At 72.4% G+C, this 23,404-nt stretch carries 25 protein-coding genes; 8 read left to right on the forward strand and 17 right to left on the reverse strand.

What is annotated here, in order from left to right; translation table 11 throughout:
• Positions 1–101: 101 nt before the first annotated feature.
• Positions 102–551: a MarR family transcriptional regulator gene (locus tag ABZ865_RS03385; RefSeq protein ID WP_361223020.1), complete on the reverse strand. Its 450-nt coding sequence runs from the start codon at positions 549–551 to the stop codon at positions 102–104.
• Positions 552–621: 70 nt separating this feature from the next.
• Between ABZ865_RS03385 and ABZ865_RS03390 the strand changes: the two genes are divergently transcribed.
• Positions 622–1,488, forward strand: a complete 867-nt coding sequence (locus ABZ865_RS03390; RefSeq protein WP_361223023.1) for an alpha/beta fold hydrolase — start codon at positions 622–624, stop codon at positions 1,486–1,488.
• Between the two features lie 3 nt (positions 1,489–1,491).
• On the opposite strand, the gene ABZ865_RS03395 is transcribed toward ABZ865_RS03390, so the two are convergent.
• Together ABZ865_RS03395 and ABZ865_RS03400 are read right to left on the reverse strand one after the other, a co-directional pair.
• A complete protein-coding gene (locus tag ABZ865_RS03395; protein WP_361223026.1) occupies positions 1,492–2,244 on the reverse strand; it encodes a hypothetical protein in 753 nt (250 codons plus the stop codon).
• A 120-nt stretch (positions 2,245–2,364) separates the two neighbouring features.
• Entirely contained in the window at positions 2,365–2,733 is a 369-nt protein-coding gene (locus tag ABZ865_RS03400) for an arsenate reductase family protein (protein WP_361223029.1), read from the reverse strand.
• Positions 2,734–2,803: 70 nt separating this feature from the next.
• On the opposite strand from ABZ865_RS03400, the gene ABZ865_RS03405 reads away from it, so the two are divergent.
• Together ABZ865_RS03405 and ABZ865_RS03410 are read left to right on the forward strand one after the other, a co-directional pair.
• Entirely contained in the window at positions 2,804–4,630 is a 1,827-nt protein-coding gene (locus tag ABZ865_RS03405; protein ID WP_361223032.1) for a hypothetical protein, read from the forward strand.
• Positions 4,631–4,863: 233 nt separating this feature from the next.
• The gene (locus tag ABZ865_RS03410) at positions 4,864–5,178 is read left to right on the forward strand and encodes a hypothetical protein (RefSeq protein ID WP_361223035.1); all 315 of its coding nucleotides are present in this window, start codon (positions 4,864–4,866) and stop codon (positions 5,176–5,178) included.
• Positions 5,179–5,272: 94 nt separating this feature from the next.
• Here ABZ865_RS03410 and ABZ865_RS03415 read toward each other — a convergent pair whose 3' ends face one another.
• Complete coding sequence (locus ABZ865_RS03415; RefSeq protein WP_361223037.1) at positions 5,273–6,475, reverse strand: winged helix DNA-binding domain-containing protein; 1,203 nt, start codon at positions 6,473–6,475, stop codon at positions 5,273–5,275.
• A gap of 97 nt (positions 6,476–6,572) precedes the next feature.
• Positions 6,573–7,304, reverse strand: a complete 732-nt coding sequence (locus ABZ865_RS03420; protein WP_361223040.1) for an alpha/beta fold hydrolase — start codon at positions 7,302–7,304, stop codon at positions 6,573–6,575.
• 152 nt (positions 7,305–7,456) lie between these two features.
• Between ABZ865_RS03420 and ABZ865_RS03425 the strand changes: the two genes are divergently transcribed.
• Positions 7,457–7,729: a hypothetical protein gene (locus ABZ865_RS03425; RefSeq protein WP_361223043.1), complete on the forward strand. Its 273-nt coding sequence runs from the start codon at positions 7,457–7,459 to the stop codon at positions 7,727–7,729.
• Between the two features lie 43 nt (positions 7,730–7,772).
• Here ABZ865_RS03425 and ABZ865_RS03430 read toward each other — a convergent pair whose 3' ends face one another.
• The 4 genes from ABZ865_RS03430 to ABZ865_RS03445 form a co-directional block, all read right to left on the reverse strand.
• Positions 7,773–8,393: a hypothetical protein gene (locus ABZ865_RS03430; RefSeq protein WP_361223045.1), complete on the reverse strand. Its 621-nt coding sequence runs from the start codon at positions 8,391–8,393 to the stop codon at positions 7,773–7,775.
• A gap of 4 nt (positions 8,394–8,397) precedes the next feature.
• Complete coding sequence (gene htpX, locus ABZ865_RS03435) at positions 8,398–9,318, reverse strand: zinc metalloprotease HtpX (RefSeq protein ID WP_361223048.1); 921 nt, start codon at positions 9,316–9,318, stop codon at positions 8,398–8,400.
• A 116-nt stretch (positions 9,319–9,434) separates the two neighbouring features.
• Positions 9,435–10,829 carry a hypothetical protein gene (locus ABZ865_RS03440; RefSeq protein ID WP_361223051.1) on the reverse strand — a complete coding sequence of 465 codons (1,395 nt, stop codon included), beginning with the start codon at positions 10,827–10,829 and terminating at the stop codon, positions 9,435–9,437.
• 48 nt (positions 10,830–10,877) lie between these two features.
• Positions 10,878–11,135 (reverse strand): hypothetical protein, encoded by a 258-nt coding sequence (locus tag ABZ865_RS03445; RefSeq protein WP_361223053.1) that lies wholly within the window; start codon positions 11,133–11,135, stop codon positions 10,878–10,880.
• Positions 11,136–11,443: 308 nt separating this feature from the next.
• Here ABZ865_RS03445 and ABZ865_RS03450 point away from each other — a divergent pair, with 308 nt between their 5' ends.
• On the forward strand, positions 11,444–11,695 hold the full coding sequence (locus tag ABZ865_RS03450; protein WP_361223057.1) for a hypothetical protein: 252 nt from the start codon (positions 11,444–11,446) through the stop codon (positions 11,693–11,695).
• A gap of 116 nt (positions 11,696–11,811) precedes the next feature.
• On the opposite strand, the gene glnA is transcribed toward ABZ865_RS03450, so the two are convergent.
• Positions 11,812–13,221, reverse strand: coding sequence for a type I glutamate--ammonia ligase (glnA, locus tag ABZ865_RS03455; RefSeq protein ID WP_100825823.1), 1,410 nt, complete (start codon positions 13,219–13,221; stop codon positions 11,812–11,814).
• 209 nt (positions 13,222–13,430) lie between these two features.
• Here glnA and ABZ865_RS03460 point away from each other — a divergent pair, with 209 nt between their 5' ends.
• Positions 13,431–13,898 (forward strand): RDD family protein, encoded by a 468-nt coding sequence (locus ABZ865_RS03460; RefSeq protein ID WP_361223060.1) that lies wholly within the window; start codon positions 13,431–13,433, stop codon positions 13,896–13,898.
• 132 nt (positions 13,899–14,030) lie between these two features.
• On the opposite strand, the gene ABZ865_RS03465 is transcribed toward ABZ865_RS03460, so the two are convergent.
• From ABZ865_RS03465 to lipB, 4 genes are all read right to left on the reverse strand, one after another.
• A complete protein-coding gene (locus ABZ865_RS03465) occupies positions 14,031–14,732 on the reverse strand; it encodes a DUF4191 domain-containing protein (RefSeq protein WP_361223063.1) in 702 nt (233 codons plus the stop codon).
• Positions 14,733–14,813: 81 nt separating this feature from the next.
• Positions 14,814–15,011 carry a hypothetical protein gene (locus ABZ865_RS03470; RefSeq protein WP_361223066.1) on the reverse strand — a complete coding sequence of 66 codons (198 nt, stop codon included), beginning with the start codon at positions 15,009–15,011 and terminating at the stop codon, positions 14,814–14,816.
• A gap of 276 nt (positions 15,012–15,287) precedes the next feature.
• Entirely contained in the window at positions 15,288–16,253 is a 966-nt protein-coding gene (gene lipA, locus ABZ865_RS03475) for a lipoyl synthase (protein ID WP_361223069.1), read from the reverse strand.
• A gap of 107 nt (positions 16,254–16,360) precedes the next feature.
• Positions 16,361–17,194, reverse strand: a complete 834-nt coding sequence (gene lipB, locus ABZ865_RS03480; protein ID WP_361223072.1) for a lipoyl(octanoyl) transferase LipB — start codon at positions 17,192–17,194, stop codon at positions 16,361–16,363.
• A gap of 275 nt (positions 17,195–17,469) precedes the next feature.
• Here lipB and ABZ865_RS03485 point away from each other — a divergent pair, with 275 nt between their 5' ends.
• Positions 17,470–18,933: a regulator gene (locus ABZ865_RS03485; RefSeq protein WP_361223074.1), complete on the forward strand. Its 1,464-nt coding sequence runs from the start codon at positions 17,470–17,472 to the stop codon at positions 18,931–18,933.
• Positions 18,934–19,011: 78 nt separating this feature from the next.
• On the opposite strand, the gene ABZ865_RS03490 is transcribed toward ABZ865_RS03485, so the two are convergent.
• Complete coding sequence (locus tag ABZ865_RS03490; protein WP_361223076.1) at positions 19,012–20,376, reverse strand: NAD(P)/FAD-dependent oxidoreductase; 1,365 nt, start codon at positions 20,374–20,376, stop codon at positions 19,012–19,014.
• 189 nt (positions 20,377–20,565) lie between these two features.
• A complete protein-coding gene (locus ABZ865_RS03495; RefSeq protein ID WP_361223078.1) occupies positions 20,566–21,471 on the reverse strand; it encodes a TIGR01777 family oxidoreductase in 906 nt (301 codons plus the stop codon).
• 82 nt (positions 21,472–21,553) lie between these two features.
• Here ABZ865_RS03495 and ABZ865_RS03500 point away from each other — a divergent pair, with 82 nt between their 5' ends.
• Positions 21,554–22,042: a GNAT family N-acetyltransferase gene (locus ABZ865_RS03500; RefSeq protein WP_361223081.1), complete on the forward strand. Its 489-nt coding sequence runs from the start codon at positions 21,554–21,556 to the stop codon at positions 22,040–22,042.
• Between the two features lie 31 nt (positions 22,043–22,073).
• Here ABZ865_RS03500 and ABZ865_RS03505 read toward each other — a convergent pair whose 3' ends face one another.
• The gene (locus ABZ865_RS03505) at positions 22,074–23,267 is read right to left on the reverse strand and encodes a MarP family serine protease (protein WP_361223084.1); all 1,194 of its coding nucleotides are present in this window, start codon (positions 23,265–23,267) and stop codon (positions 22,074–22,076) included.
• Positions 23,268–23,404: the final 137 nt, after the last annotated feature.

The following is a 23,404-nucleotide window of genomic DNA, read 5'->3' on the forward strand; positions in this document are numbered from 1 at the left end:
TGGGCATTCTGTGCCGCGGATCACGTTGTGAGATGGGATGGGGCGGGGTAAAGGGGCCGCTGGGCCGTGCCGCGGGGCCCGGTTCCGGCTCGCCGTGGCGCTCAGTCCCGGCCCTCGGCCGCCGCTTGCCGGACGCCGTCGAGGAAGTCTCGGATCGCTGCCCGCTGCCCCTCGTCGTATCCGCGCAGCAGTTCGACCGAGCGCTGGATGAGCGGCCCGAAGAACGCCTGGCCCAGTTCGACCGCGCGGTCCTCCACCTCGATCACGACCCGCCGCCGGTCCCGCTGCCCGCGTACCCGCCGCACATGTCCGGCCCGTTCCAGCCGGTCGACGAGTGCCGTCGTCCCCGCCGAGTTGAGCCCCAGCTCCGCCCCGAGCCGCCCGGCGGTCGTCTCCTCGCCCGCGCGCCGGGCGTCCATCAGCGCGATCAGGGCGCGCACGTCGGTCGGGTGCATACCGTTGCGGCTCGCGAACCGGGCGCTGTGCAGGCCGAGTTCGACGACGGCGGCGCGCAGCAGATGGACGGTCTCCATCTCGGACGGGGTGGGCATGCGCATCCTCCGGGGCGTATCGTCTCGTTCGGCAAGTATCTTGCTCAACGAGATAATAGGGGGTGCATCCGTGCCACGGACGAGCGCGTACGACGCCGACGCCTTCCGGGTCGCATACGACAAGGTGCTGGCGAAATGGCCCGCGGACCGCGAGGCGCTGACGGTCTCCACGCCCTTCGGCGCGACCCGCGTCAACGCCTGCGGCCCGCACGAGGCGCCCCCGCTGCTCCTGCTGCCGGGCGGCGGCGGAGCGACCTCCGTGTCCTGGTACGCCCAGGCGGCGGACCTCGCCCGGACCCGCCGGGTCTACGCCCCCGACCTGATCGGCGCCCCCGGTCTGAGCGCCACGGCCGACGACCGCCACCCCCGCACGGTCGCCGACCTGGCTGCCTGGCTGGACGCCCTGCTGGACGGCCTGGGCGTCACGTCGGCCGACGTGGGCGGGCACTCGTACGGCGCCTGGACGGCCCTGCACCACGCCCTGCGCTCACCCGCGCGGGTGCGCCGCCTGTTCCTCCTGGACCCGACCCAGTGCTTCGCCGGGTTCAAGGCGGCGTACCTCTGTCACGCCCTGCCGATGCTGCTGCGGCCCGCGCCCCACCGGGCCCGCGCCTTCCTGGAGTGGGAGACCGGGGGAGTCCCCCTGGATCCGGACTGGCTGCGCCTCCAGGAGGCGGCCGCCGGCTTCCCGGCCGTACGGCCGGTGACGAGCCCGCGCCCGGCCCCGGACGCGCTGCGCGCCCTGGACGTGCCGGTCCTGCTGCTCGTGGCCGCGAACAGCAGGACCCATGACCCCACCACGGTGGCGGCGCGGGCCGCCGCGATGCTGCCGCGCGTGGAGACCGGCGTCCTCGCGGACGTCTCGCACCACGCGCTGCCACAGGCGGCACCGGACGACCTGACCCGCCGGCTCACCGGTTTCCTGTCAGCCGGCTGAGCCTCACCCCACCTTCTCGATCACGGCGCGGCGGATGAGGAACTTGCCCGGCTCCCGGACCTGTTCGAAGGCCGCGTTGTTCAGCAGCACACAGCTGCCGGAGACGGAGGTGACCTTCACCGTCGTGGACTTGTTGTTGTCCAGGTTGGTGACCTTCAGCGTCGTACCGGCCGGGAACTGGTTGCTGGACGCGGCCGGGGCGCCGCCCTCGCCGGAGAGCGTGACGGTGGAGCCCTTGCAGACCTGCTGGCCGGAGGCCGCGGCGGCACCGCCGCCGTTGTCGTTCCCCGCGGCGCCGGCCTGCTGACCGCCCTGCTGCGCGTTGCCCTGCTGGCCGGCGTTGGCCTGACCGTTGGCGTTGCCCTGACCGTTGGCGTTGCCCTGCTGGTTCCCGTTGCCCTGCTGGCCGCCCTGCGCCGACTGGGAGCCCTGAGCCGACTCCCCAACGGTGCATCCGGCAGCCTTCTGCTGGACCTCGATCTGCTTGATGACCGCCTCGCGGTTGGCGATCCGGGCCGCCGACTGGGCGTCCGGGTTCGCCTTCTGGTCCGCGATGAACTTGTCGTTGTTGCCGTGGGCCGTGGCCAGTCCCTGGCAGACGGTCGAGTTCGCGGCGGACAGCGTCTTGGCGTTGTTCGCGGGCGGCGCCGCGTTCGAGGTGGACGCCAGCGCGAAGGCCCCGCCGCCCGCAACTGCCGCGGCACTGACGAACACCGCGAGCTTCTTCTTCGTGCTGAGAGTTCTCCTGCGCGACATGCGCGCCTCCTGAAGAGGTAGGGGAGCGTACGTCGCTATGTACGAGATGCCGAACGAGGTTACTCAGCGGTCACGGGAGTTCGCCGAAGTAACCTGCGTCACAGCGGAGTTGAGCCCTGCTCAGCTCTTCCTCCTGGCCAGCGCCTCCTGTACGGCGTCGTCGGTGCGGGCCACCAGCGCCGTTCCGTCGTCGGCCGTGATGATCGGCCGCTGGATGAGCTTGGGGTGCTCGGCGAGCGCCGTGATCCACCGGTCCCGCGCACTCGCGTCCCGGGCCCAGTCCTTGAGCCCCAGCTCCTTGGCGGCCGCCTCCTGGGTCCGGGTGATGTCCCACGGCTCCAGCCCGAGCCGGTCGAGTACGGCCCTGATCTCGTCCTCGCTCGGCACGTCCTCCAGGTAGCGGCGGACGGTGTACTCGGCCCCTTCGGCGTCCAGGAGGCTGATCGCGCTGCGGCACTTGGAGCAGGCCGGATTGATCCAGATTTCCATGGGGCCCACGGTAGCGTCCGGGCGGACGTGCCGGCGGACCTGTCAGTGGCCGTGATTAGGGTCGGCGCTCATGAGACCACCCGAGGAACTGGACACCGTCGACTGGGCCGCGCTGACGCACGCGTACGGCAGCGCGGAGGACGTCCCGGACCTGATCCGCGCGCTGTACTCCGCCGACCCCGAGCAGGTCGACGAAGCCCTGAGCGAGCTGTTCAGCTGTGTCCTGCACCAGGGCTCGGTCTACCCGGCCACGATCGAGGCCGTCCCCTTCCTCGCGCACGCCGCCGCCCACGTCCGGGCCAAGCGCGACTGGCTGCTGATGATGCTGGCCGACATGACGGACCGCGGCGCGTCGCCCAGCGCCGTCGAGCGGGCGGTGAGCGCACGGGTCGCGGCGGTCCTGCCCGACCTGCTGCCGTTCCTGGACGATCCCGCCCGGGCCGTGCGCCGTGCCGCCGTCCGGCTCACGACCGCCGCGGACGAGGCGGCGAGACCGGCGGTGGTCGAGCACCTGATCCGCCGGTACGAGGACGACCCGGTCGTGGAGGTGCGCGCGGACGCGCTGACCGCCCTCGCCCTGCTCGACGCCGACCGGGCGGCCGTCGAGGCCCGGGAGCGGGCCGCACTCGACAGCGGGATGCCCGCCCTGCGGTACGTGGCCGCGCTGCTGGCCGCGGAGCGCTCAGGCCCTCCCTACGCGCCCGCGATGGTTCGCATACTGGCCGAGGCCGGGGCCGACCCCGATCCCGGCGAGGACGACTTCCCCTTCCCCGCCCTCGGCACCTCCGAGCGCCGCGTCAGGGAAGTCCTCGACGCCGACCCCGGCACCGCGGTCACCGTCGCCCGGCACTGGATCGCGGAGGGCGACCTCGGCGGGCGCGGCTCCTTCCAGGCCGACCAGATCGCCTGCACGTGGCGCAGCCGTGAGGTCGACGCCGTCGCCCTGCTCACCGAAGCCCTGCCGCACCAGCGTGATCCGCAGCGGCTCGCCCTGTGCCTGGAGGGCGTCGCCCGCTGGATCTCCCACGTCCGCCGGCCCGACAGCACCCTGCTCACCACGCTCCTCGCCCACACCGGCTCCGAGGAGCGACGCGTGGCCGCCGCGGCCCAACTCGCCCTCGGCCGCGCCGGGGACGCCCGCGTTCTCACCGTCACCGCCACGCCCACCCCGGCCGCGCTGACCGTGCTGGCGGCCCGCACCGGCGACCTGGACCACCAGCGCCGGGCCCTGCGCGACCCCAGCCCGCAGCACCTCGACGAACTGCTCGCCACCCTCACCCCGGGGGCCGTGACCCACCTCCTGCCCGAACTCAAGGAGCAGCTGCGGACCCGCGGTGTCCCGCTGCTCGCCCGGTACTTCGGCACCTGGGGCGTCCACGACGCCGAACTGCTCGACCTGCTGGCCCGGGCCTCCGACGGCACCGACGTGTACCTGGCCGTGACCGCCGCCGTGGCCCGTGCCCGCCTGAGCGGCGACGCGCGCCCGGCGCTCGGCCTGTTGGAGCGGCTGCTCGGGGCCGGCCGGGACCTGCCGTGGCATCTGGCCGAGGCGGGGCGGCTGGCCGGCGCGGGGACACCGCTGCTGCCCCTCGTCGAGGAGCTGAGCCGCGGCGCCGGGAGCGCCTGGACCACCATGTCCGCCGCCGCGGCACACTGGCGCATCACCCGGGACCCCGAGCGCGCCGTGCCGATCCTCGCCGAGATCGCCGGCCCCTCCCCGGTGGGACTGAACGCCCTCCAGGCACTCGCCGAGACCGGCACCGCCCCCGAGGACCTCCGGCCGGCCCTGCGCCACTGGGCCTACTCCCCGCGGCGCCTCCTGGCGACCACCTGGCCGCCGGCGATCCCGAACCCGGACGACGAGTTGCGTGACGCCGCCCTGCGCCTGCTCGGCTGACCGGAGCCACGGCCGGCGAACCGTGCGTCGACGTGGTTCTGTTCGAATTTCAGGGACTCCGTGCGTGCCTCCCGATGCTGATGTGACGTGACGACAATTTCCCAGCTCAGATGGGCATTTGAGGGTCTTCTCAGGCTGCCTGATTGTCAGTGCCCGGCGGTAGACTGGGAGCAGTGTTCGAGGGAATCGCCGGAGCTTCCGGAGGATGCCCTGACCGCGACAGGAGGATGCCCGTGCCCGCTGCCGCCCTGAAGACCAAGCCGTCGCCGACCCAGTCCACCGCCAAGCGTTCCGTCCCGCTCGACTCGCCCTACGCGCCGCTGATGAAGCACCGGCTGCCGGCCGGACGGCCGCGCGAGTGGTACGTCACGCACAACCGGCGGCTGAAGGCCATGCGCCTCGCCATAGCCCTGCTCGACTCCGGCGTCTACCTGCCGAACCAGGCCCGCGACGAGACGATCCGCAGCACGGCCGAGCGGATCGGAGTGCACCCGCCGTCCGACACGACCTGCCACATGGTGCGGGCGCTGATGCGCTACTCGCGGTGAGCCGTGGTGCCGGGTGCCCCGCGTCGGTGCGGGGCACCCGGCACCGCATCGTCTCCGCGCACCGTCTTCGCGCATGTCTCCGCGCCTCGGCGTCCTACGCCGTCAACTCCCGCTCCAGCGGCGTCCGGAAGCGGGGCGTCACTCTCGTCGTCCCCATCCAGCCCCGCAGCCGCTCGGCCTCCGCCGCCACCGCCGCCTCGGCCTCCCGGCGGACGCCCTCCTCCGGGATGCGCCAGACGATCTCCCCGTCCGCGCGCTGGGCCCAGCCGCCGATCACCCGGCCGTTCCACCAGACCGTCGGGCCCACGTTGCCGCTGCGGTCGTAGAGGTGGGGGCGCAGGTCGGGGGAGAGGTACCAGTCGCGCTGCTGCCAGGCCATGGCCGTCGGGTCGAGAGAGGGGAGGAGGGCGGCCCAGGGATCGGTGGGGGAGGCCACCGGGTCCGTGTCCTCGGCGGTGACGTAGGCGGTGCCCTCGTCCACGGAGACCTCGCGTGCGCCGATCGCCGACAGGGCGCGGCGGACCTCCGTGACGCGCCAGCCCGTCCACCACTTCAGGTCCGCCTCCGTGGCCGGGCCGCAGGCGTGCAGCCAGCGCCGGAGGAGGTCCGCCTGGGCCCGGGCCGGCTCGAGCTCGGGGTGTTCGGGTGCCGGGGCCCAGCGGAACTGGCTGGAGGTCCAGGAGCCGAGGGGGCGGCCCCGGACCACCTTGCCCTCGACGCCGAGGACGCGCAGGAGGCGAGAGGAGACCGTGTGGACGCCCTCGTAGCTCTTGCCCGCCGCGTACACGAACTGCTCGCGCAGACGCGGCTCGTCCGCCGTCAGCTCCGCCGCCGTCGCCTGGCCGCGCCGGGCCAGCGCGGCCAGCGTGGACTCCTCGACCTCCGCGAGCCAGGCCGCGTCGGGGGCGCCCGCCTTGGCCATGGCCTTGACGAGGGAGGCACGCTCACGGGCGGCCACGGTGAGGCCGGTCGAGGCGTGGACGACGGCGGTCAGCTCCGTGGGGAACACGAACACCGTGTGGCGCATGCCGTGCATGCGGACGAGCGTGCGGTCCTCGTACAGCGCCCGCTCCGTCTCCGGCACCGCCTTCGCGGCGTCGGCGAGCCGCGCGGCCACCGCCAGGTACACGGTCGCCGGGTCGGTGCCGTGCAGCGCGACCAGGGCCGCGGCGACCTCCTCCGGACTCGCCGCCCGCTCGCCCACCGCCAGGCGGTGCCGCAGGGCCAGCCGGGCCCGCCGCTCCGCCGCGTCGACGTGCCGCAGCCGTCCGTCACGTCCGTCGCGTCCGTCACCCATGCCGACCTCCCCGTCGCTCACGCACCGTGCTCTGCTCGCCATCGTCGCGCACGCCACTGACAATCGGCCCCGGCCCGGCGACCGTGCCGCCGCCGCTCTATGCCCCCAGGCCGCTCAGCAGGGCGGCGGTCAGCCTCCGGCGGTCCTCCGCGTGGTCGCGGAACCACAGGCCCAACCAGTGGTCGGCATCGGGGAGTTCGAGGCGGGTGTACTCCGCGCGGGCCGACAGGGCGTCCTGCAGCGCCTCGGTGACCTCCGGCGGGATGACCGTGTCCGTGCCCGGCACCGCCAGGACCGCGCGGCCCTCGTACGACCGCAGCGTTTCGAGGGCCGGTGCCTTCCGCCAGCTGCCGGGAGTGCGGATGATCTCGCTGAAGCGGCCGTCGCCGTTGCCGAACGGCACGGCCCAGGCCTCCGGCGCGTACACGGCGGGCGCGCACAGGGCCACGGCGGCCACCCGGCGGCCGTAGTGCCGTACGAGATCAGACACCGTCTGCCCGCTCATGCTGAATCCGACCAGGATCAGCGGGGCGTCCGCCGGGGCGTGCGCGTCGATCACGGCCACCGCCTGCTCACAGCGCCGCCGCAGGCTCAGCTCGGCGAGTTCTCCGGTGCTTTCACCGTGCCCGGAGAAGTCGAAGGCCAGGGCGTGGCAGTTCTGTGCGGTGAAGTCGCCGAGCAGCGGCAGCAGCCGTTCCTTGCTGCCGTTGCCCGCGCCGTGCAGCAGGACGGCGGTGGCCCGTCCGGGCCGGCCGGCGCGCACCACGCTCAGCCGTTCACCGTCGTACGCGTGCGTGAACGCGTCGTACGCGCAGGAGAGTTCGCTCATGCGGGCCATTCACTCACAGCCGCGCGGGGCCCGGAAAACGGGATGCAGCCGGGGTGACGGTCTCCCTACGCTGAACAAACGTCGCGAAGCCGACACGTCCCCCCTCCCCCCCTCAACTCCCCATCCCCTCTCACCATTCACGGAGGTCGGTCATGCGTACCATCGTCATCACCTGGACCGTCGTCCTGGTGATCCTCGGAACCGGAAACCACACCTACTGGCTCGTCGCCGTCGCGCTGTTGTGCCTGTACGTGAAGTACGGTCGCGGCTCGCCACCCGCGCCCCCCGCGGCCGGGCCCGGCCCGCTGCCCGACTCGTACCGGGCGTACCGCGAGCGCCGGGACCGCCAGGCCAAGTGGGAGCGCCGCTACCGTCGCGAGCGCCCCCTCGAGACCCGGCGGCAGCAGCGCGAGAAGAGCAGGTGAACGAAGAGCGGAACACAACGCGGGTGAGCGCAGGGGCCCCCGGTCACAGGCCGGGGGCGCCCCACACCGGGAACCACCGGCCGAGGTCCTGCTCGATCCGCAGGTCGTTCGCCAGCATCGACTTCACCTGCAGCTCCAGCGCGCTGTCCCGGCGCTCGCCCGCTCCGGGCAGCGGTGCGAAGGGATAGAAGGTGCCGCGCTTGTACAGATACACGAGGGCGAGCTTCCGGCCGTTGCCATCGCCGTTGCTGTTGCCGCCGTCCCCGTTGCCCTCCTTCCGGAACGTGGCGAGCGAGCACAGCAGTTGCGGGCCGAAGCCGTTGGCCTCCATCGAGCTGTTCACCGCGTGCAGGTCGTTCACCAGCTGGGGCAGCTGGTCGGGGGTGCGGCGGGAGATCAGCCAGGAGTAGCCGTACTCGTCCTGGCTCAGTCCCACCGGCGGGCCGGTGCGGTCGGCGTCCGCGTCGAGCAGCGCCTGGACCTCCCGGTGCGTCTGCTCGAAGGCCGCGCCCTCGACCGTGGCGAAGCACACCGCGCCGTCACCGGTCGGCGTGTACCCGGCCGCCGCCTGGAGCGTCACCGCCGCCGAGGGCAGCGCGAACAACCGGTCGAGATCGGGCGCGACCGGCTTCGTACGCCCCAGCAGGATGTCCAGCAGACCCAAGAGGTCACCCCGCCTTTCCGGGAGCGGCCGCCTCGCCCAGCTCCGCGGAGATCCGCCCCAGCTGGTCCAGCCGCTGCTCCAGGGTCGGGTGGGTGGAGAAGAACCGCTCGATGCCGGGCTCCTTGCCGGTGGCCGGCGTGAAGTAGAAGGCGTTGAAGGCCTGGGCCGTGCGCAGGTCCTTGGTCGGGATCCGGGCGATGTCCCCGGAGACCTTGGTGAGCGCCGACGCCAGCGCCGAGGGCCGGCCGGTCAGGTGCGCGGCCGCCCGGTCGGCGGCCAGCTCACGGTACCGGGACAGCGCCCGGATCAGCAGGAAGCTGATCGCGTACACGGCCGCCGAGACCCCCATCACCGCCGCGAACACGATGGCCGTGTTCTGGTCCCGGCGGCCCCCGCCGAACACCTGCGAGTAGAAGGCGAACCGCACGATCAGCCCCGCGACCACGCCGAGGAACGACGCGATGGTGATCACCGCGACGTCCTTGTGCGCCACGTGCGACAGCTCGTGCGCGAGCACACCCTCCAGCTCCCCGGGCTCCAGCCGCCGCAGCAGCCCCGTCGTCACGCACACCACGGCGTGATCGGGATTCCGGCCCGTGGCGAACGCGTTCGGCATCTCCATGTCGGACACGGCGACCACCGGCTTCGGCATGTCGGCGATCGCGCACAGCCGGTCGACCACCGCGTGCAGCTCGGGATACTCCTCCCGCTCCACGACCCGCCCGCGCATGGCGAACATCGCGATCCGGTCGGAGAACCAGAACTGCGCCACGAACATCGCCCCGACCAGGACGACGACCAGCAGCCAGGACTTCAGCAACACGATCAACGCGGCGACGAAGGCCACGTACAGCAGCCCGAGCAGGAACATCGTGACCGTCATCCGCACGGTCAGCCGTCGGTCGCTCCGGAAGCGGCTCCGCATCTCGCACCATCCCGCAGTCAGGCACTCGTCCCGCTGTCCAGTGTGCACCCACCGAATCCCATGAACAGGGTCCGATCGCCCCTAGGCCCAGCAAAGCCTTCCGCCCGGGCGGCGCCCTACCTCAGCTGGGCACGGGCCCTCTCCAGCAGTCCCACGACCTCCGGCCCGGCTCGCCCCACGGTCCCCCACCGCATCATCTGTCCCACAGTGGCCTCGGCCCGCGCCCGCAGCCGCTCGTCCGGATCTCCGAGCACCGCGACCGCGGCCCGCAGCTCCGCGACCCCGCCCCGCGCGACCAGCAGCCGATAGGCCGACACCCGCACCCACCGGGGCCGCCCGGCCTCCAGCCGCTCCGCCAGCCATGCCTCGGGCAGCAGCCCGGCCGACGGCAGCAGGGCCAGGGTGGCCTCGCGGACCACCCCGGGCGCCGGATCGTCCAGCATCCGCCGCATCCGCGCCACGTCCGTCAGGTCCAGCGTGCGCAGCCCGGCCACCGCCTTCGCCCGCACCGCCGGCACGGGGTGGTCCAGCAACGGCCACAGCAGGGCGGCATCGGCCCGTGTCCCGCACTCCGCCAGCCCGATGACCGCCCCGGGCGCCGGCGCCCGGCCGCCCGGATCGGCACACCTGTCCCGGTACCAGGGCAGCGGATCGGTTCCGTACTGCCGTACGACATACCGCGCGCAGGCCCGCACCAGCGCCGACCGGTCCGCCAGGAACCCCAGCGCCTGCTCCGGCCGCCCGAGCCGCCGCAGCGCGGTCACTCCGGCCGACCGCGCCCGGGGACTCCGGGCGCCGAGCAACGGCCCCAGCACGTCGTCCGCGGTCCCCTCGTCCACGGCGGCGAGCGCCGCATCGGCGCACAGGGTCTGTACGACGGCGTCGTCGTCCCCGGCTGCCGCGCGGGCCAGCTCCGCGGGGGAGAGGAGCCCTTCTTCGACGGCGAGGCCGTGGGCGAAGCGGCGCAGGGGCCGGTCGGGGGAGGCGAGGAGCGGGGCCAGGTGTCCGGCGGGAGCCCGGCGCAGGACCCCGGCCAGCAGCCCGAGGGCGTGGTCTCCGCGGTGGCGGTCGCCGAGGCGCCGCACCAGCGGGGCGAGGCGCACGGCCGTCTCCACGTCCAGGGCCTCGGCGAACAGCTTCCTGGCCCGCTCGCGTACCGGGTCGGCCCAGTCGGCGCAGCGCACGGCGACCAGGGGCAGCAGGGCCGGATGCCCGGCGGCCCGCCCCAGCGCCTGGTGCCGGATCCTGCCGTCCCGGTGGCACAGGGCGAGCGCGAGCCGCGCCTCGGTGAGCGGGCCGTCGCCGCGCAGTGCGGCGGTCAGCGCGCGGCCGCCGTCGGTCTGTTCCCAGACGGGGACGGCGTCGGGTGCGACGTACCACCAGTCCGACCGCACGCCCTCGTCCAGCGCCAGCCAGGCGGCCGGGTCACCGGCGTCCAGGACGTCGCCCAGCGCGGCACCCGCCGCCAGCTTCAGCGCGGCCGCCGCCCCGCGGACTGTCTCCTCCGGCACGCGCCGCCCCTCTCCTCGTTTTCCGTGCCCCGCTGCCTCCTACGTCCCCTAGTAGGGCGACCTCATCTGCGCCCACCCCAGCAGGACGATCACCGCGGCCACGCAGCCGAGGACCACGACGGTGGAGACCCACGAGGAGCGGCGTGGGGATATCGGGTCGGGGTCGGCGCGGAAGGGGGCCGGGTCCGGGGGGTTCTCCTTCCAGCGGGCGGCGAGCATGCGGGCCCGTGCGGAGGGTTCCTTGTGCTCGGCGGAGTTCGCCCACCGGTGATCGAACTCCCGCTCCCAGTCGTCCTGTTCGGACATCCCCGTTCAACCTCTCTCGTCGGCGGAATCACTCGTCGGCAGAGTCAGGGGAGATGATCCCCCGAGAGTAGGAAGCGTGGGAAGCGCGAAAGGTTGCACGGTCAGGGCGCGGCAGGGGGTGATCCCCGCCTGGTCACAGCCTGTTGCCGTCCAGGATGCTGAGCGGGCGAGGGGCAACTAGCATCGAGTGGTGGGCCGACCGCAAAGCGGCCACATCCAGCGACCGCGCCGGACTTTTCACTCTGAGTCGCGGCCATCCGATTCGTGCAGTCGACAACCGCACGAGGGGTGGAAGGAAGGTACGTCCCATGAATGCACAGCGTGCCAGGCGCTTCGTGGCGTTGTCCGCCGCAAGCGTCCTGCTGGCCGGCGGCGCAACAGTCGCCACGGCGACCACGGCCTCGGCCGCCACGCCGACACAGGTCACCACCAACCACGGCTGCTTCAACAGCTGGAACTGCAACCGAGGCTTCGGCTTCAACAACGGCTTCGGTTTCAACAACGGCTTCTTCCCAGGCTTCGGCTTCGGAACCGTGCCCGTCATCGTGATCGTGGCGTGATCGCGGCGGGCTGACACGGCCGAGGGCCGCCGCCCGGAGCGTTCCGGGTGGCGGCCCTCAGTGTTCCCTCAGAGCTCATCAGAGCTCAGTCGAGCCAGAGCGCTGTCGCGCGTCGATCACACGTCGAAGTACAGCTCGAACTCGTGCGGGTGCGGACGCAGCTGCAGCGGCGCGATCTCGTTGGTGCGCTTGAAGTCGATCCACGTCTCGATCAGGTCCGGCGTGAAGACGTCGCCCTGGAGGAGGAACTCGTGGTCGGCCTCGAGCGAGTCGAGGACGGCCGGCAGGGAGGTCGGGACCTGGGCCACGTTCGCGTGCTCCTCGGGAGCCAGCTCGTAGAGGTCCTTGTCGATCGGCTCGGCCGGCTCGATCTTGTTCTTGATGCCGTCGAGGCCCGCGAGGAGGAGGGCCGAGAAGGCGAGGTACGGGTTACCGGAGGAGTCGGGCGCGCGGAACTCGACGCGCTTGGCCTTCGGGTTGGAGCCGGTGATCGGGATACGCATCGCTGCGGAGCGGTTGCGCTGCGAGTACACCAGGTTGATCGGCGCCTCGAAGCCCGGCACCAGGCGGTGGTACGAGTTCACCGTCGGGTTGGTGAAGGCCAGCAGCGACGGGGCGTGCTTGAGGATGCCGCCGATGTAGTAGCGGGCGGTGTCCGACAGGCCCGCGTAACCGGCCTCGTCGTAGAACAGCGGGTCGCCGTTGCTCCACAGCGACTGGTGCACGTGCATGCCCGAGCCGTTGTCACCGAAGATCGGCTTCGGCATGAAGGTCGCCGTCTTGCCGTTGCGCCAGGCGACGTTCTTCACGATGTACTTGAACAGCTGCAGGTCGTCCGCGGCGGCGAGCAGCGTGTTGAACTTGTAGTTGATCTCCGCCTGGCCGGCGGTGCCCACCTCGTGGTGCTGGCGCTCGACCTTGAGGCCGTTCTTCTCCAGCTCCAGGGAGATCTCGGCGCGCAGGTCGGCGAAGTGGTCGACCGGCGGGACCGGGAAGTAGCCGCCCTTGTAGCGGACCTTGTACCCACGGTTGTTCTCGAGGGCGCCGGTGTTCCAGGCGCCGGCCTCGGAGTCGATGTGGTAGAAGGACTCGTTCGCGCCGGTCGCGAAGCGGACGGAGTCGAAGACGTAGAACTCGGCCTCGGGGCCGAAGTACGCCGTGTCGGCGATACCGGTGGACGCGAGGTAGGCCTCGGCCTTCTTCGCCACGTTGCGCGGGTCACGGGAGTACTGCTCGCCCGTGATCGGGTCGTGGATGAAGAAGTTGATGTTGAGCGTCTTGTCGCGGCGGAACGGGTCCACGCGGGCCGTCGACAGATCGGCGCGCAGGGCCATGTCGGACTCGTGGATGGCCTGGAAACCGCGGATCGACGATCCGTCGAAGGCCAGCTCCTCGTCCGGGTCGAACGCCTCGACGGGCACCGTGAAGTGCTGCATGACGCCCGGCAGGTCGCAGAAGCGGACGTCGATGAACTTGACGTCCTCGTCCGCGATGAACTTCTTGGCCTCGTCGGCGTTCTGGAACATCCAGCTCCTCCTACTCCCGACCGTCCTCGCCGGGGTGGTAGATCGTTCGTGCTGCCAGTGCGGTGGCACACGCTGGTCTTGACCCTAGGGACGGGTGATTTCTCGGGCGTGACCCGTTTGTTTCGCAGAAGTTAACCGGTCACCCTTCAACCCTAGCCCCGAGACACCCCTGCGCATCCTGTCCGAATCCGGCCCAGTACCGTGGACGGGTGGACAACAGGCAAGCAATCGGATCGTGGCTCTCCGGGCCGCGGGCGGCCATGGAGGAAGCCGGTGCCGACTTCGGCTACCGGGGTGAGCAGCTCGGGCTGCCGGAAGAGGGCCCGAACTCGATCGCCCGGCCCGGACGGCGGCTCGGGGCGCTGGCCGTGGACTGGGGCCTGTGCGTGCTGATCGCATACGGCCTGATCACGCATGGCAACAGCCCCGCTACGAGCAACTGGGCGCTGCTCGTCTTCTTCGTGATGAGCGCCCTCACGGTCGGCACGATCGGCTTCACCCCGGGCAAGCGCCTCTTCGGCATCCGGGTCGTGGCCCTGCAGACCGGCACGGTCAATCCGCCGCGAGCCCTGCTGCGCACGTTCCTGCTCTGCCTCGCGCTGCCCGCCCTGATCTGGGACCGGGACGGTCGCGGCCTGCACGACCGGCTCGCGAAGACCGTCGAGGTCAGGATCTGATCCTCGGCTGATCCTCGTACGACGGCAGGATCCCGCCTTCTGCGACGGACGGCAGGATCCGACCTCCTACGACGATGGGGGCGCCCGGAACGGAATCCGGGCGCCCCCATCGTCGTAGGAGTACGAGGGACGTCAGCGGGCCTTCGGGCCGCCCTTCGGCATCCGCATGCCCTTGGGCATCGGACCCTTCGGCAGCGGCATGTTGCTCATCAGGTCGCCCATGGCGCGCAGCCGGTCGTTGGTGGCGGTCACCTGGGGGCCGGTGAGCACACGCGGGTACTTCAGCATGGTCGTGCGCAGCTTCTTCAGCGAGATCTGGCCCTCGCCGGTGCCGACGATCAGGTCGTGCACCGGGACGTCCGCCACGATGCGGTTCATCTTCTTCTTCTCGGCGGCCAGCAGGCTCTTCACCCGGTTCGGGTTGCCCTCCGCGACCAGCACGATGCCGGCCTTGCCGACCGCGCGGTGCACCACGTCCTGGCTGCGGTTCATCGCCACCGCCGGGGTGGTCGTCCAGCCCCGGCCGATGTTGTCCAGGACCGCCGCCGCGGCGCCCGGCTGGCCCTCCATCTGGCCGAAGGCGGCCCGCTCGGCACGACGGCCGAACACGATCGCCGTCGCCAGCACGGCGACCAGCAGGCCGAAGATGCCCAGATAGACCGGGTGGCCGATCAAGAAGCCGATCGCGAGGAAGACACCGAGGGTGCCGATGCCGACGGCCGCGAGTACAAGACCGATCTTCTTGTCGGCCTTGCGGGTCATCTTGTACGTGAGAGCGATCTGCTTCAGTCGCCCTGCGTTCGCGGCGTCCGCCGCGGTTTCCTTCCTCGCCATGTCACGAAGTCTACGTGGCCCCGGGAGCGCCCACGACGGCAGTGCCGGGTCGGGCCGCGGAAGGGAGGGGAAGCGGAGTGGTCAGGAGTGGATGGTCGCCTGCTCCAGCACGCGCTGCGCCTCGACCCGGTCCTTGGCGCGGCGGCGGTCCTCCAGCACGGAGGTCCAGGCGTTGCGGCGGGCGGTGCGCTGGCCGCTGCTCATGAGCAGGGACTCGACGGCGCGAAGGGCGTCGGTGAAGGACGGAATGGCGGTGGCGCGAACGGGCGCGGCCTGCATGGTCGAGGTCCCCCCTCGGTCCGGGTGTACGTGGCGTGATACCAGAGTCACTGATTGGTGTTACCAGGGCGTGACCGACCGGTCAAACGCCAATGAAGCCTTGATGGGGAGCCCCGGAACGCCGACGCGGCCCTGACGGGTGCCCTCATCTGCGAGGACGGTCAGGACCGCGTCGACTCGGCCACTACTGGCCGGTAACAACTTGTGCGTGAATTCACACGCTTGGCTCAAGCGCCGGGTTGTGCGCCCGGCGCATGCACCGCTCGGGCGCCGGGCTCACACCGCCTGGCTGGCAACGTACGTACCCCGCTTCTCGACGGCCATCTGGTAGAGCCGCCCGGCGCGGTACGAGGACCGCACCAGCGGGCCGGACATCACACCGGAGAAGCCGATCTGCTCGGCCTCCTCCTTCAGCTCCACGAACTCCTGCGGCTTCACCCAGCGCTCCACCGGGTGGTGGCGGACGGAGGGGCGCAGGTACTGGGTGATGGTGACCAGCTCGCAGCCGGCGTCGTGCAGCTGCCTGAGCGCCTCGCTGACCTCCTCGCGGGTCTCGCCCATGCCGAGGATCAGGTTGGACTTGGTGACCAGGCCGAAGTCGCGGGCCTCGGTGATGACCTTCAGCGAGCGCTCGTAGCGGAAGCCGGGGCGGATGCGCTTGAAGATCCGGGGGACCGTCTCGACGTTGTGCGCGAAGACCTCGGGGCGGGAGGAGAAGACCTCGGCCAGCTGCTCGGGGACCGCGTTGAAGTCGGGGGCGAGCAGCTCCACCTTGGTGCGGCCGGCCTCGCGGTCCGCCGTCTGCGCGTGGATCTGGCGCACGGTCTCGGCGTACAGCCAGGCGCCGCCGTCCTCCAGGTCGTCGCGGGCGACGCCGGTGATGGTGGCGTAGTTCAGGTCCATGGTGACCACGGACTCGCCGACCCGGCGCGGTTCGTCGCGGTCCAGGGCCTCGGGCTTGCCGGTGTCGATCTGGCAGAAGTCACAGCGCCGGGTGCACTGGTCGCCGCCGATGAGGAAGGTCGCCTCGCGGTCCTCCCAGCACTCGTAGATGTTCGGGCAGCCGGCTTCCTGGCAGACCGTGTGCAGGCCCTCGCTCTTCACGAGGTTCTGCATCTTCGTGTACTCGGGGCCCATTTTCGCCCGGGTCTTGATCCACTCGGGCTTGCGCTCGATGGGGGTCTGGCTGTTGCGGACCTCCAGGCGCAGCATCTTGCGTCCGTCGGGTGCGACTGCGGACACGTCGGCTCCCTGTAGCTTCGATTCTTCGGCGTACACCAGGGTACGCCCGTGTTCATTGGGCCCTACCGGTGAGGCCAACCTCGCGGTCGCAGGGCGCATTCCCGAGGTCAGGCGGATGCCTTCTCGACCGGATTCTCGACCGGCACCTCGACCGGCTTCTCGATCACACGCGGCTTGAGGTCCGCGTTCTCCAGGATGTCCTTGAGGTGCTTCTCCACCACCGGCAGGACCTCCTCGATCGTGATGTCCCGGCCCAGCTCGTTCGCGAGCGAGGCGACACCCGCGTCGCGGATCCCGCACGGGATGATCCGGTCGAACCAGCGGTTGTCCGGGTTCACGTTGAAGGCGAAGCCGTGCATCGTGACGCCCTTGGCGACGCGGATGCCGATCGCGGCGATCTTGCGGTCCTCGCGGCGCTGGCCGGCGTTGGAGGGGGCGTACTCCGGGCCGTTCAGGCGCGGGTCGAACTCCTCGTCGTTCAGCCGCGGGTCGAAGTCCAGGGAGAGTCCGCCGAGCGCCGGGCGCTGCTCGACCGGGTCGCCCAGCACCCAGACGCCGCTGCGGCCCTCGACGCGGGTGGTCTCGACGCCGTACTCGGCGCAGGTGCGGATGAGCGCCTCCTCCAGGCGGCGCACGTGCGCGACCACGTCCACCGGGCGGGGCAGCTTCTGGATCGGGTAGCCCACCAGCTGACCCGGGCCGTGCCAGGTGATCTTGCCGCCGCGGTCCACGTCGATGACCGGGGTGCCGTCCAGGGGGCGCTCGCTGTCCGCGGTGCGGCGGCCCGCCGTGTACACCGGGGGGTGCTCCAGGAGCAGCACGGTGTCGGGGACCTCGTCGGCGAACCGGGCCGCGTGGACCCGGCGCTGCTCGTCCCACGCCTCCTGGTAGTCGACGGCATCCGCGCCGAACCCCATACGGACGAACCGCAACTCACTCACGGCAAGCGCCTCCCTTGGCATCCCGTGGCATCGCATGGCATCCCGGATTCCCGGAGATGGGTGTGTCAGGCACGTAACGCGCCCACGCCACTGTACGTCCGACCCGGGTACGTCAGCCCCGCGGGCAATCCTCACACGATCGGATGAATGCACGCGGAAGTGTGCGACCGCCTGTTCACTCTCCGCTACATTCGCGCCGTTCGTGAGGCCAAAAGGGCTGCTCACAGGCAATCCCGGCACCTCAGAGGCCTGGAAGGCAGGAGACCGCACCGCAGATGACGGACCGACCCGCGCAGCGCACCCCCAACCGCCAGCTCGCCGCGCTCATCGCAGAGGCGGGGTTCTCCAACGCGGGTCTGGCCCGTCGCGTCGACCAGCTCGGTCTGGAACACGGGCTGGATCTCAGATACGACAAGACGTCCGTCACCCGCTGGCTGCGCGGGCAGCAGCCACGCGGGACGACACCGGCCCTCATCGCCGAGGTGTTCACGCGCCGGCTCGGGCGCCGGCTCACGGCCCAGGACCTCGGACTGGACGCCTGCGCGCCGGTGTACGCCGGGCTGGAGTTCGCGGCCACCCCCGAGGAGGCCGTCGACATCGTCAGCGGGCTGTGGCGCAAGGACTCCGGCAGCCACGCCGAGCTGCGGAAGATCGCCTTCACCCCGGCGGGCCTCGTCGTGCCCAGCCGGGACTGGCTGATCGGCAAGGCCGACGACCGGGTGGGCCGCGAGCTGGTGCCCCGGGTGCCCGCGCAGGCCCGGGCCGGCGCCGCCGGAAGGGACCGGCCCGATGCCGTGCTCGCCCCGGCCCGCCCGCGCGGCGAACGCGTACCCGGACACCGGGTCACCGGCGGCGACATCGCCGCGCTGCGCTCGGTCGGGGAGCTGTTCCGCGCCCTCGACGACCAGTACGGCGGCGGGCACGCGCGCCAGGCCCTGGTGCGCTACCTGGAGCACGAGTGCGAGCCGATGCTGCGCGGGGTCTACGGCGAGCAGACCGGCCGCCGGCTGTTCGCCGCGGCCGCCGACCTGACCCGGCTCGCGGGCTGGACGTCGTACGACATCGCCGCGCACGGACTCGCCCAGCGGTACTTCGTGCAGGCCCTGCGGCTCTCCCAGGCGGCCGGGGACCGGGCCTACGGCTCCTACGTGCTGGTCACCATGAGCCGCCAGGCCGTCTATCTCGGGCACGGCAGGGAGGCCGTGCAGCTGGCGCGGGTGGCGCAGCAGGGGACCGGCACCGGTGGGCCGCCGGCCGTGCAGGCGCTGCTGCACGCCGCCGAGGCGCGGGCGCACGGTGTGCTCGGCGAGGTGCGGGCGTGCACCAGCGCGCTGGTGCGGGCCGAGCGCGCCCTGGAGGCGGCCCGGCCCGGGGACGAAGTGCCGTACTGGGCGCGCTTCTTCGACGAGGCGCAGCTCGCCGACGAGCTCGGTCACTGCCACCGGGACCTGCAGCAGTTCCGGGCCGCCGCCCAGCACGCTGAGCGCTCCCTGCAACTGCGCGCCCCCGCCCACGCCCGCAGCCGCCTCTTCTGCCGCGTCGTCCTCGCCACCGCCCGGCTCGGCCTCGGCGAACTCGACCAGGCCTGCGCGCTGGCCGCCGAGGCCGCGGGCCAGGCCACCGAAATGCGCTCGGTCCGGGCCCACGAGTACGTCAAGGACTTCGAACGCCGCCTCGAGCCCTACAAGGACGCCGCCCCTGTCAGGGGCTACCGGGACAAGGTGGCGGCACTGGGCTGAGGGCGGTTCGACACCGTCGGAACGCCGGAGACCGGCGGTGCCCGATGAGGGGTGCAGCCGGCCTTGGTGTGCGGCTGCTCACGCCGCTCGCGGCAATGTCGGGGCGGGGTCTGCCCGGTTCAGGGAGCCGGCTGTGCCAAGGTCCGTGAGGATGGCGGCCGTGGCGCGGTGGGCGGAGTGGAGGGCGCCCTGGACCGTGCTGGTGTCGCGGTGGTCGCCGCAGACGTAGAGGCCGGCCAGGAGGCGTACCGGGCGGCGCAGGTCGTGCGGGGGGCGCATGACCGGTACCGCCTCCGGGGTGTGGTGGACGGCCAGCGTCTCCCAGCGGCGCGTCGACGTGCCGTAGAGCCGCGCGAGGTGGATGCGCACGGCGGTGTCGAGGTCCTGGGGCGGATTGCCGAGCACCGTCGAGGAGATCAGCACCCGCCCGGCGGGCGCCCGGCTCGGGTCGACATTGCTGAGCACCGCCGAGTGGGCCACCGGCCCTCCGCGGTCGGCGTCCAGCAGCAGCGCGGTGCCCGTGGAGAACGCCGGGCCCTGGTCGTCCGTGGTGTGGTGGACGACCGTCACGGGGTGGAAGTCCGGCACCCGCAGGCCCGGCAGCAGCTCGGCCGCCGCCCGCGCGTCGGTCGCCAGCAGCACCGCGCGGCAGCGGATCGCCCCGTGCTCGGCGGTGGTCACCGAGGTCGTCGACACGGAGGTGACCCGCACCCCGGTGTGCACGGTGCCGGGCGGCAACGCCCCGGCCAGCAGCTCGGGCAGCGCCTCGGCACCCCCCTCCGGCACGCACAGCCGCCCGCTCGCGAACGAGTGGAGCGCCAGGTCGGCGCACCGGCTGGACGTGCTCAGCTCGGGGTCGCACAGCAGCGCGGCGAGCAGCGGGCGCAGGAACCCCTCGATGGTGCGGGCGGGCACCCCGCGGGCCGCGAGGGCGTGCGCGGCGGGCGACTCCGGGCGGGCCAGCAGGCGTTCGACGGGCGTGGCCGCGATCCGGCCCAGCGCGGTGCCGAGCCGGGCCTGGTCGACCGCGCCGCCCACCGGTGCGCTCACCCGCCCCGGAGAGGCCGCGGGCCCCCTGGGGGCGCTCGCGAGGGCGCGCGCCATATGGAGTGCGCCCCTTGCGCTCCCTCCGGCCGCCGGAGCGCCCGCACGATGCCTGCGCCCGTCACGGTGCAGCAGGACACCGGGAGCGAAGCGCCGCAGGGCGAGCGACTCGAGCCCCGGGGTCAGGCGGAGTTCCGGATAGGACGTGGACAGCAGCTGTCCGATGCGGTCGAGCCGGAAACCGTCGACCTTCTCGGTCGACATACGGCCGCCCGCGTACGGGGCGGCCTCCAGGACTGCGGTCGTTACTCCTGCGCTGGTGAGCCGATGAGCCGCCGAGAGTCCGGCGATCCCGGCTCCCACGATGACGACGTCCACCTGGTACGCGGGCTCAAGCACGAGGCCCCTCCTGTGGTTGCGCGGCCGGTGGAGACGTCATGCCCCCAACAGGCCCCGGGGATACCCGAGTTCGGGTCGAGGTTAAGACCGCAATCGGTCAGGAACAGTCGCGCATCGACAGGGCACGGTCGCATGCCGGTCGCATCCGGTCACAAGACTGTTTGTCCGCCCCGGCTCACCCCGCAGCGCTCACCCCGCAGCGCTCGCCGCGCGGATCGCGTCGTCGATCCCCGGGAACGCGAACCGGAACCCCGACTCCAGCAGCCGCTTCGGCACGACCCGCTGACTGCCCAGCACATCCCCGGCCATCTCGCCCAGCACCGCCCGCAGCACCGGCGCCGGCACCGCGAACGCCGTCGGCCGGTGCAGTACCCGACCCATCGCCGCGGTGATCTCACGGTTCGTCAGCGGTTCGGGCGCGGTCAGGTTGAACGGCCCGGACAGCTCGTCGTGGTCGATCAGGTGCCGGATCGCGGCCACCTCGTCGTGCAGCGCGATGTACGACCAGTACTGCCGCCCGTCCCCCAGACGCCCCCCGAGCCCCGCCCGGAACAGCGGGAACAGCCGCCCCCAGGCCCCGCCGGACCGGGCCACCACCAGCCCGGTGCGCGGGAACACGGTCCGCACGCCCGCCTCCTGCGCGGGCGCGGCGGCCTCCTCCCACTCCACGCACACCTTGGCGAGGAACCCGTCCCCGGGGGGTGTGTCCTCGTCCACGACCCGGTCGCCCGTCTCGCCGTAGACGCCGATCGCGCTGCCGTTCACGAAGACCCGCGGCGGCTCGGGCAGCGAGGCCACGGCCTCCGCCAGCGCCGCCGTGCCCAGCACCCGGCTGTCCCGGATCCGCCGCTTGTACTCCGGTGTCCAGCGGTGGTCGCCCACCCCGGCCCCGGCCATGTTGACCACCACGTCACAGCCGGCCAGCCCCGCCGCGTTCACGTACTGCCCCTCGGGGTCCCAGCAGACCTCGTGCTCGCCCCGGGCCGCCCGGCGGACCAGCCGCACCACCTCGTGCCCGTCCGCGACCAGGGAGCGCACCAGGGCGCCGCCGATGAGCCCGGACGCCCCGGCCACCGCGACTCTTGAAGGTTCCATGATCCCAGCATGCGCGCCCGAGCCGCAGGATCCGGGTAAAACCAGGCGAGTGTCCGGGAACGGCCGTCGTAGAGTGACCGCCATGCCCGAGCCGTACATACGTGTCGCCGTTGCCGAGGACGACCGGGAGCTGTCCGCCCTCGACCGGGCCACCTGGTCCACCCTGCACGCGGTGTCGCCCGAGCCGCAGCCGCCCTACGCCCCGTTCTTCGACGAGCGTCATCGCCCGGGCGACTTCCTGGTCGCCGAACTCGACGGAACCCTCGCCGGTTACATCCGCCTCGCCCACCCCACCCCGCTGGCCTCGAACGCGCACGTCCTGCAGATCCAGGGGTTCGCCGTCGCCGAGAAGGCGCGCGGACAGGGCGTCGGGCGCGCGCTGATCCGGGCCGCCGTCGACGAGGCACGGCGGCGCGGCGCGCGGCGGCTCACCCTGCGCGTGCTCGGCCACAACACCCCGGCCCGCAAGCTGTACGAGTCCGAGGGGTTCGTCGTCGAGGGCGTCCTGCCGGAGGAGTTCCTCCTCGACGGCGCGTACGTCGACGACGTGTTCATGGGCCGCACACTGTAGGGCCCCCGACCCACAGGCCCTTCGACGAGCGCTACGACGTCACCAGCTCGCCCGTGTCCACCGGCACCGTCGCCGTCGCCGCCCGGGTCGCGTCGCCCGCCACCTCGTCCGCCGTGAGCGCGTACCCCGTCTCGGAGTCCGAGGTGGAGCGGGCGAACACCATGCCGAACACCCGGCCGCCCGTGGTCAGCAGCGGGCCGCCGGAGTTGCCCGGCCGGACCGTGGAGCGGATCGAGTAGATCTCCCGGGTGACCGTACGGTCGTTGTAGATGTTCTGGCCGGTCGCCCGCACCCGGTTCCCCACCGTCGCCGCCTGCAGGTTCAGGCTCCCGTCCTGCGGATAGCCCGCGACCACCGCCGCCTCGCCGCGCCTCGCGAGGCCGTCGAAGCGCAGTACCGGCGCGCGCAGCCGGGGCACGTACAGCACCGCCACGTCCCGGTTCGGGTCGAAGAGCACCACCCGCGCCTCGTACGCCCCCCCGATCCCGCCCACCCGCACGCTCGGGTGGTCGATGCCGGCCACCACGTGCGCGTTCGTCATCACGTGCCGCGGCGCGTACACGAAGCCGCTGCCCTCCCGGCCCTCGGTGCCGGAGGCACCCTCGATCTTCACCGTGCTCAGCTGGGCCGCCCGCGTCGCGTCCGTCGTGACGCTGTCGCCGGAGGGCGCGGCCACCCGGGCCGTCGACTCGTTCTCGAACGGGTTGAAGACCTGCGGGAACCCCGCCTCGGTCAGCGCGGACGTGGCCCGCGAGAACCACGCCGGGGTCGTCTCCGGCATCGTCCGCTGCACCGCGTCCAGCAGCGCCGAGTTCCGGATCTCCGTCGTCAGCGTCTGCGACGGCGCCGCCCCCAGGACGCTCGCCGCGACCCAGGCCACGATCAGCACGGCGACCGAGTTGGCCACCGCGCCCCCGATCCCGTCCGTCACCCGCAGCGGACCCCGGCCCTCCCGGTCCAGCTCGTGCCGCAGCCGCAGCGCCAGCCGCCCCGCCAGCTCGTGCCCCACCACGCCGGGCACCAGCACCGTCAGCACCGCGAGCACCGTCGCCGTCACCGACCCGCGCGTCACCAGCCCCGTCACCCAGGGCAGCACCCACACCCCGACGACCGCCCCGCCCACGAACCCGGCCAGCGACACACAACCGGCCACCAGCCCGCGCCGGTAGCCGGCCACCGCGTACAGCAGGATCACCAGCACGAGCACCAGGTCGAGCAGGTCCACGAAGCCGCCTCTCTCTCGGACCTCCTAGTACGGGCGCAACAGGCCCGATGATCAGTCACGCGCCCGGAAGCGGCCACCCGACGACGCGCGGCCCACATGTGCGTGTACCCCCAGAAACGTCCCACGCCTGGACGATG

It is taken from the genome of Streptomyces sp. NPDC047085 (assembly GCF_040643735.1).
GTDB lineage: Bacteria > Actinomycetota > Actinomycetes > Streptomycetales > Streptomycetaceae > Streptomyces.

Bases quoted from the DNA above. Each gene is read 5' to 3' on its own strand.
- ABZ865_RS03385 (WP_361223020.1), bottom strand. From the start codon at position 551: ATGCCCACCCCGTCCGAGATGGAGACCGTCCATCTGCTGCGCGCCGCC.
- ABZ865_RS03395 (WP_361223026.1), bottom strand. From the start codon at position 2,244: ATGTCGCGCAGGAGAACTCTCAGCACGAAGAAGAAGCTCGCGGTGTTC.
- ABZ865_RS03400 (WP_361223029.1), bottom strand. From the start codon at position 2,733: ATGGAAATCTGGATCAATCCGGCCTGCTCCAAGTGCCGCAGCGCGATC.
- ABZ865_RS03405 (WP_361223032.1), top strand. From the start codon at position 2,804: ATGAGACCACCCGAGGAACTGGACACCGTCGACTGGGCCGCGCTGACG.
- ABZ865_RS03415 (WP_361223037.1), bottom strand. From the start codon at position 6,475: ATGGGTGACGGACGCGACGGACGTGACGGACGGCTGCGGCACGTCGAC.
- ABZ865_RS03420 (WP_361223040.1), bottom strand. From the start codon at position 7,304: ATGAGCGAACTCTCCTGCGCGTACGACGCGTTCACGCACGCGTACGAC.
- ABZ865_RS03425 (WP_361223043.1), top strand. From the start codon at position 7,457: ATGCGTACCATCGTCATCACCTGGACCGTCGTCCTGGTGATCCTCGGA.
- htpX (WP_361223048.1), bottom strand. From the start codon at position 9,318: ATGCGGAGCCGCTTCCGGAGCGACCGACGGCTGACCGTGCGGATGACG.
- ABZ865_RS03445 (WP_361223053.1), bottom strand. From the start codon at position 11,135: ATGTCCGAACAGGACGACTGGGAGCGGGAGTTCGATCACCGGTGGGCG.
- ABZ865_RS03450 (WP_361223057.1), top strand. From the start codon at position 11,444: ATGAATGCACAGCGTGCCAGGCGCTTCGTGGCGTTGTCCGCCGCAAGC.
- glnA (WP_100825823.1), bottom strand. From the start codon at position 13,221: ATGTTCCAGAACGCCGACGAGGCCAAGAAGTTCATCGCGGACGAGGAC.
- ABZ865_RS03465 (WP_361223063.1), bottom strand. From the start codon at position 14,732: ATGGCGAGGAAGGAAACCGCGGCGGACGCCGCGAACGCAGGGCGACTG.
- ABZ865_RS03470 (WP_361223066.1), bottom strand. From the start codon at position 15,011: ATGCAGGCCGCGCCCGTTCGCGCCACCGCCATTCCGTCCTTCACCGAC.
- ABZ865_RS03485 (WP_361223074.1), top strand. From the start codon at position 17,470: ATGACGGACCGACCCGCGCAGCGCACCCCCAACCGCCAGCTCGCCGCG.
- ABZ865_RS03495 (WP_361223078.1), bottom strand. From the start codon at position 21,471: ATGGAACCTTCAAGAGTCGCGGTGGCCGGGGCGTCCGGGCTCATCGGC.
- ABZ865_RS03500 (WP_361223081.1), top strand. From the start codon at position 21,554: ATGCCCGAGCCGTACATACGTGTCGCCGTTGCCGAGGACGACCGGGAG.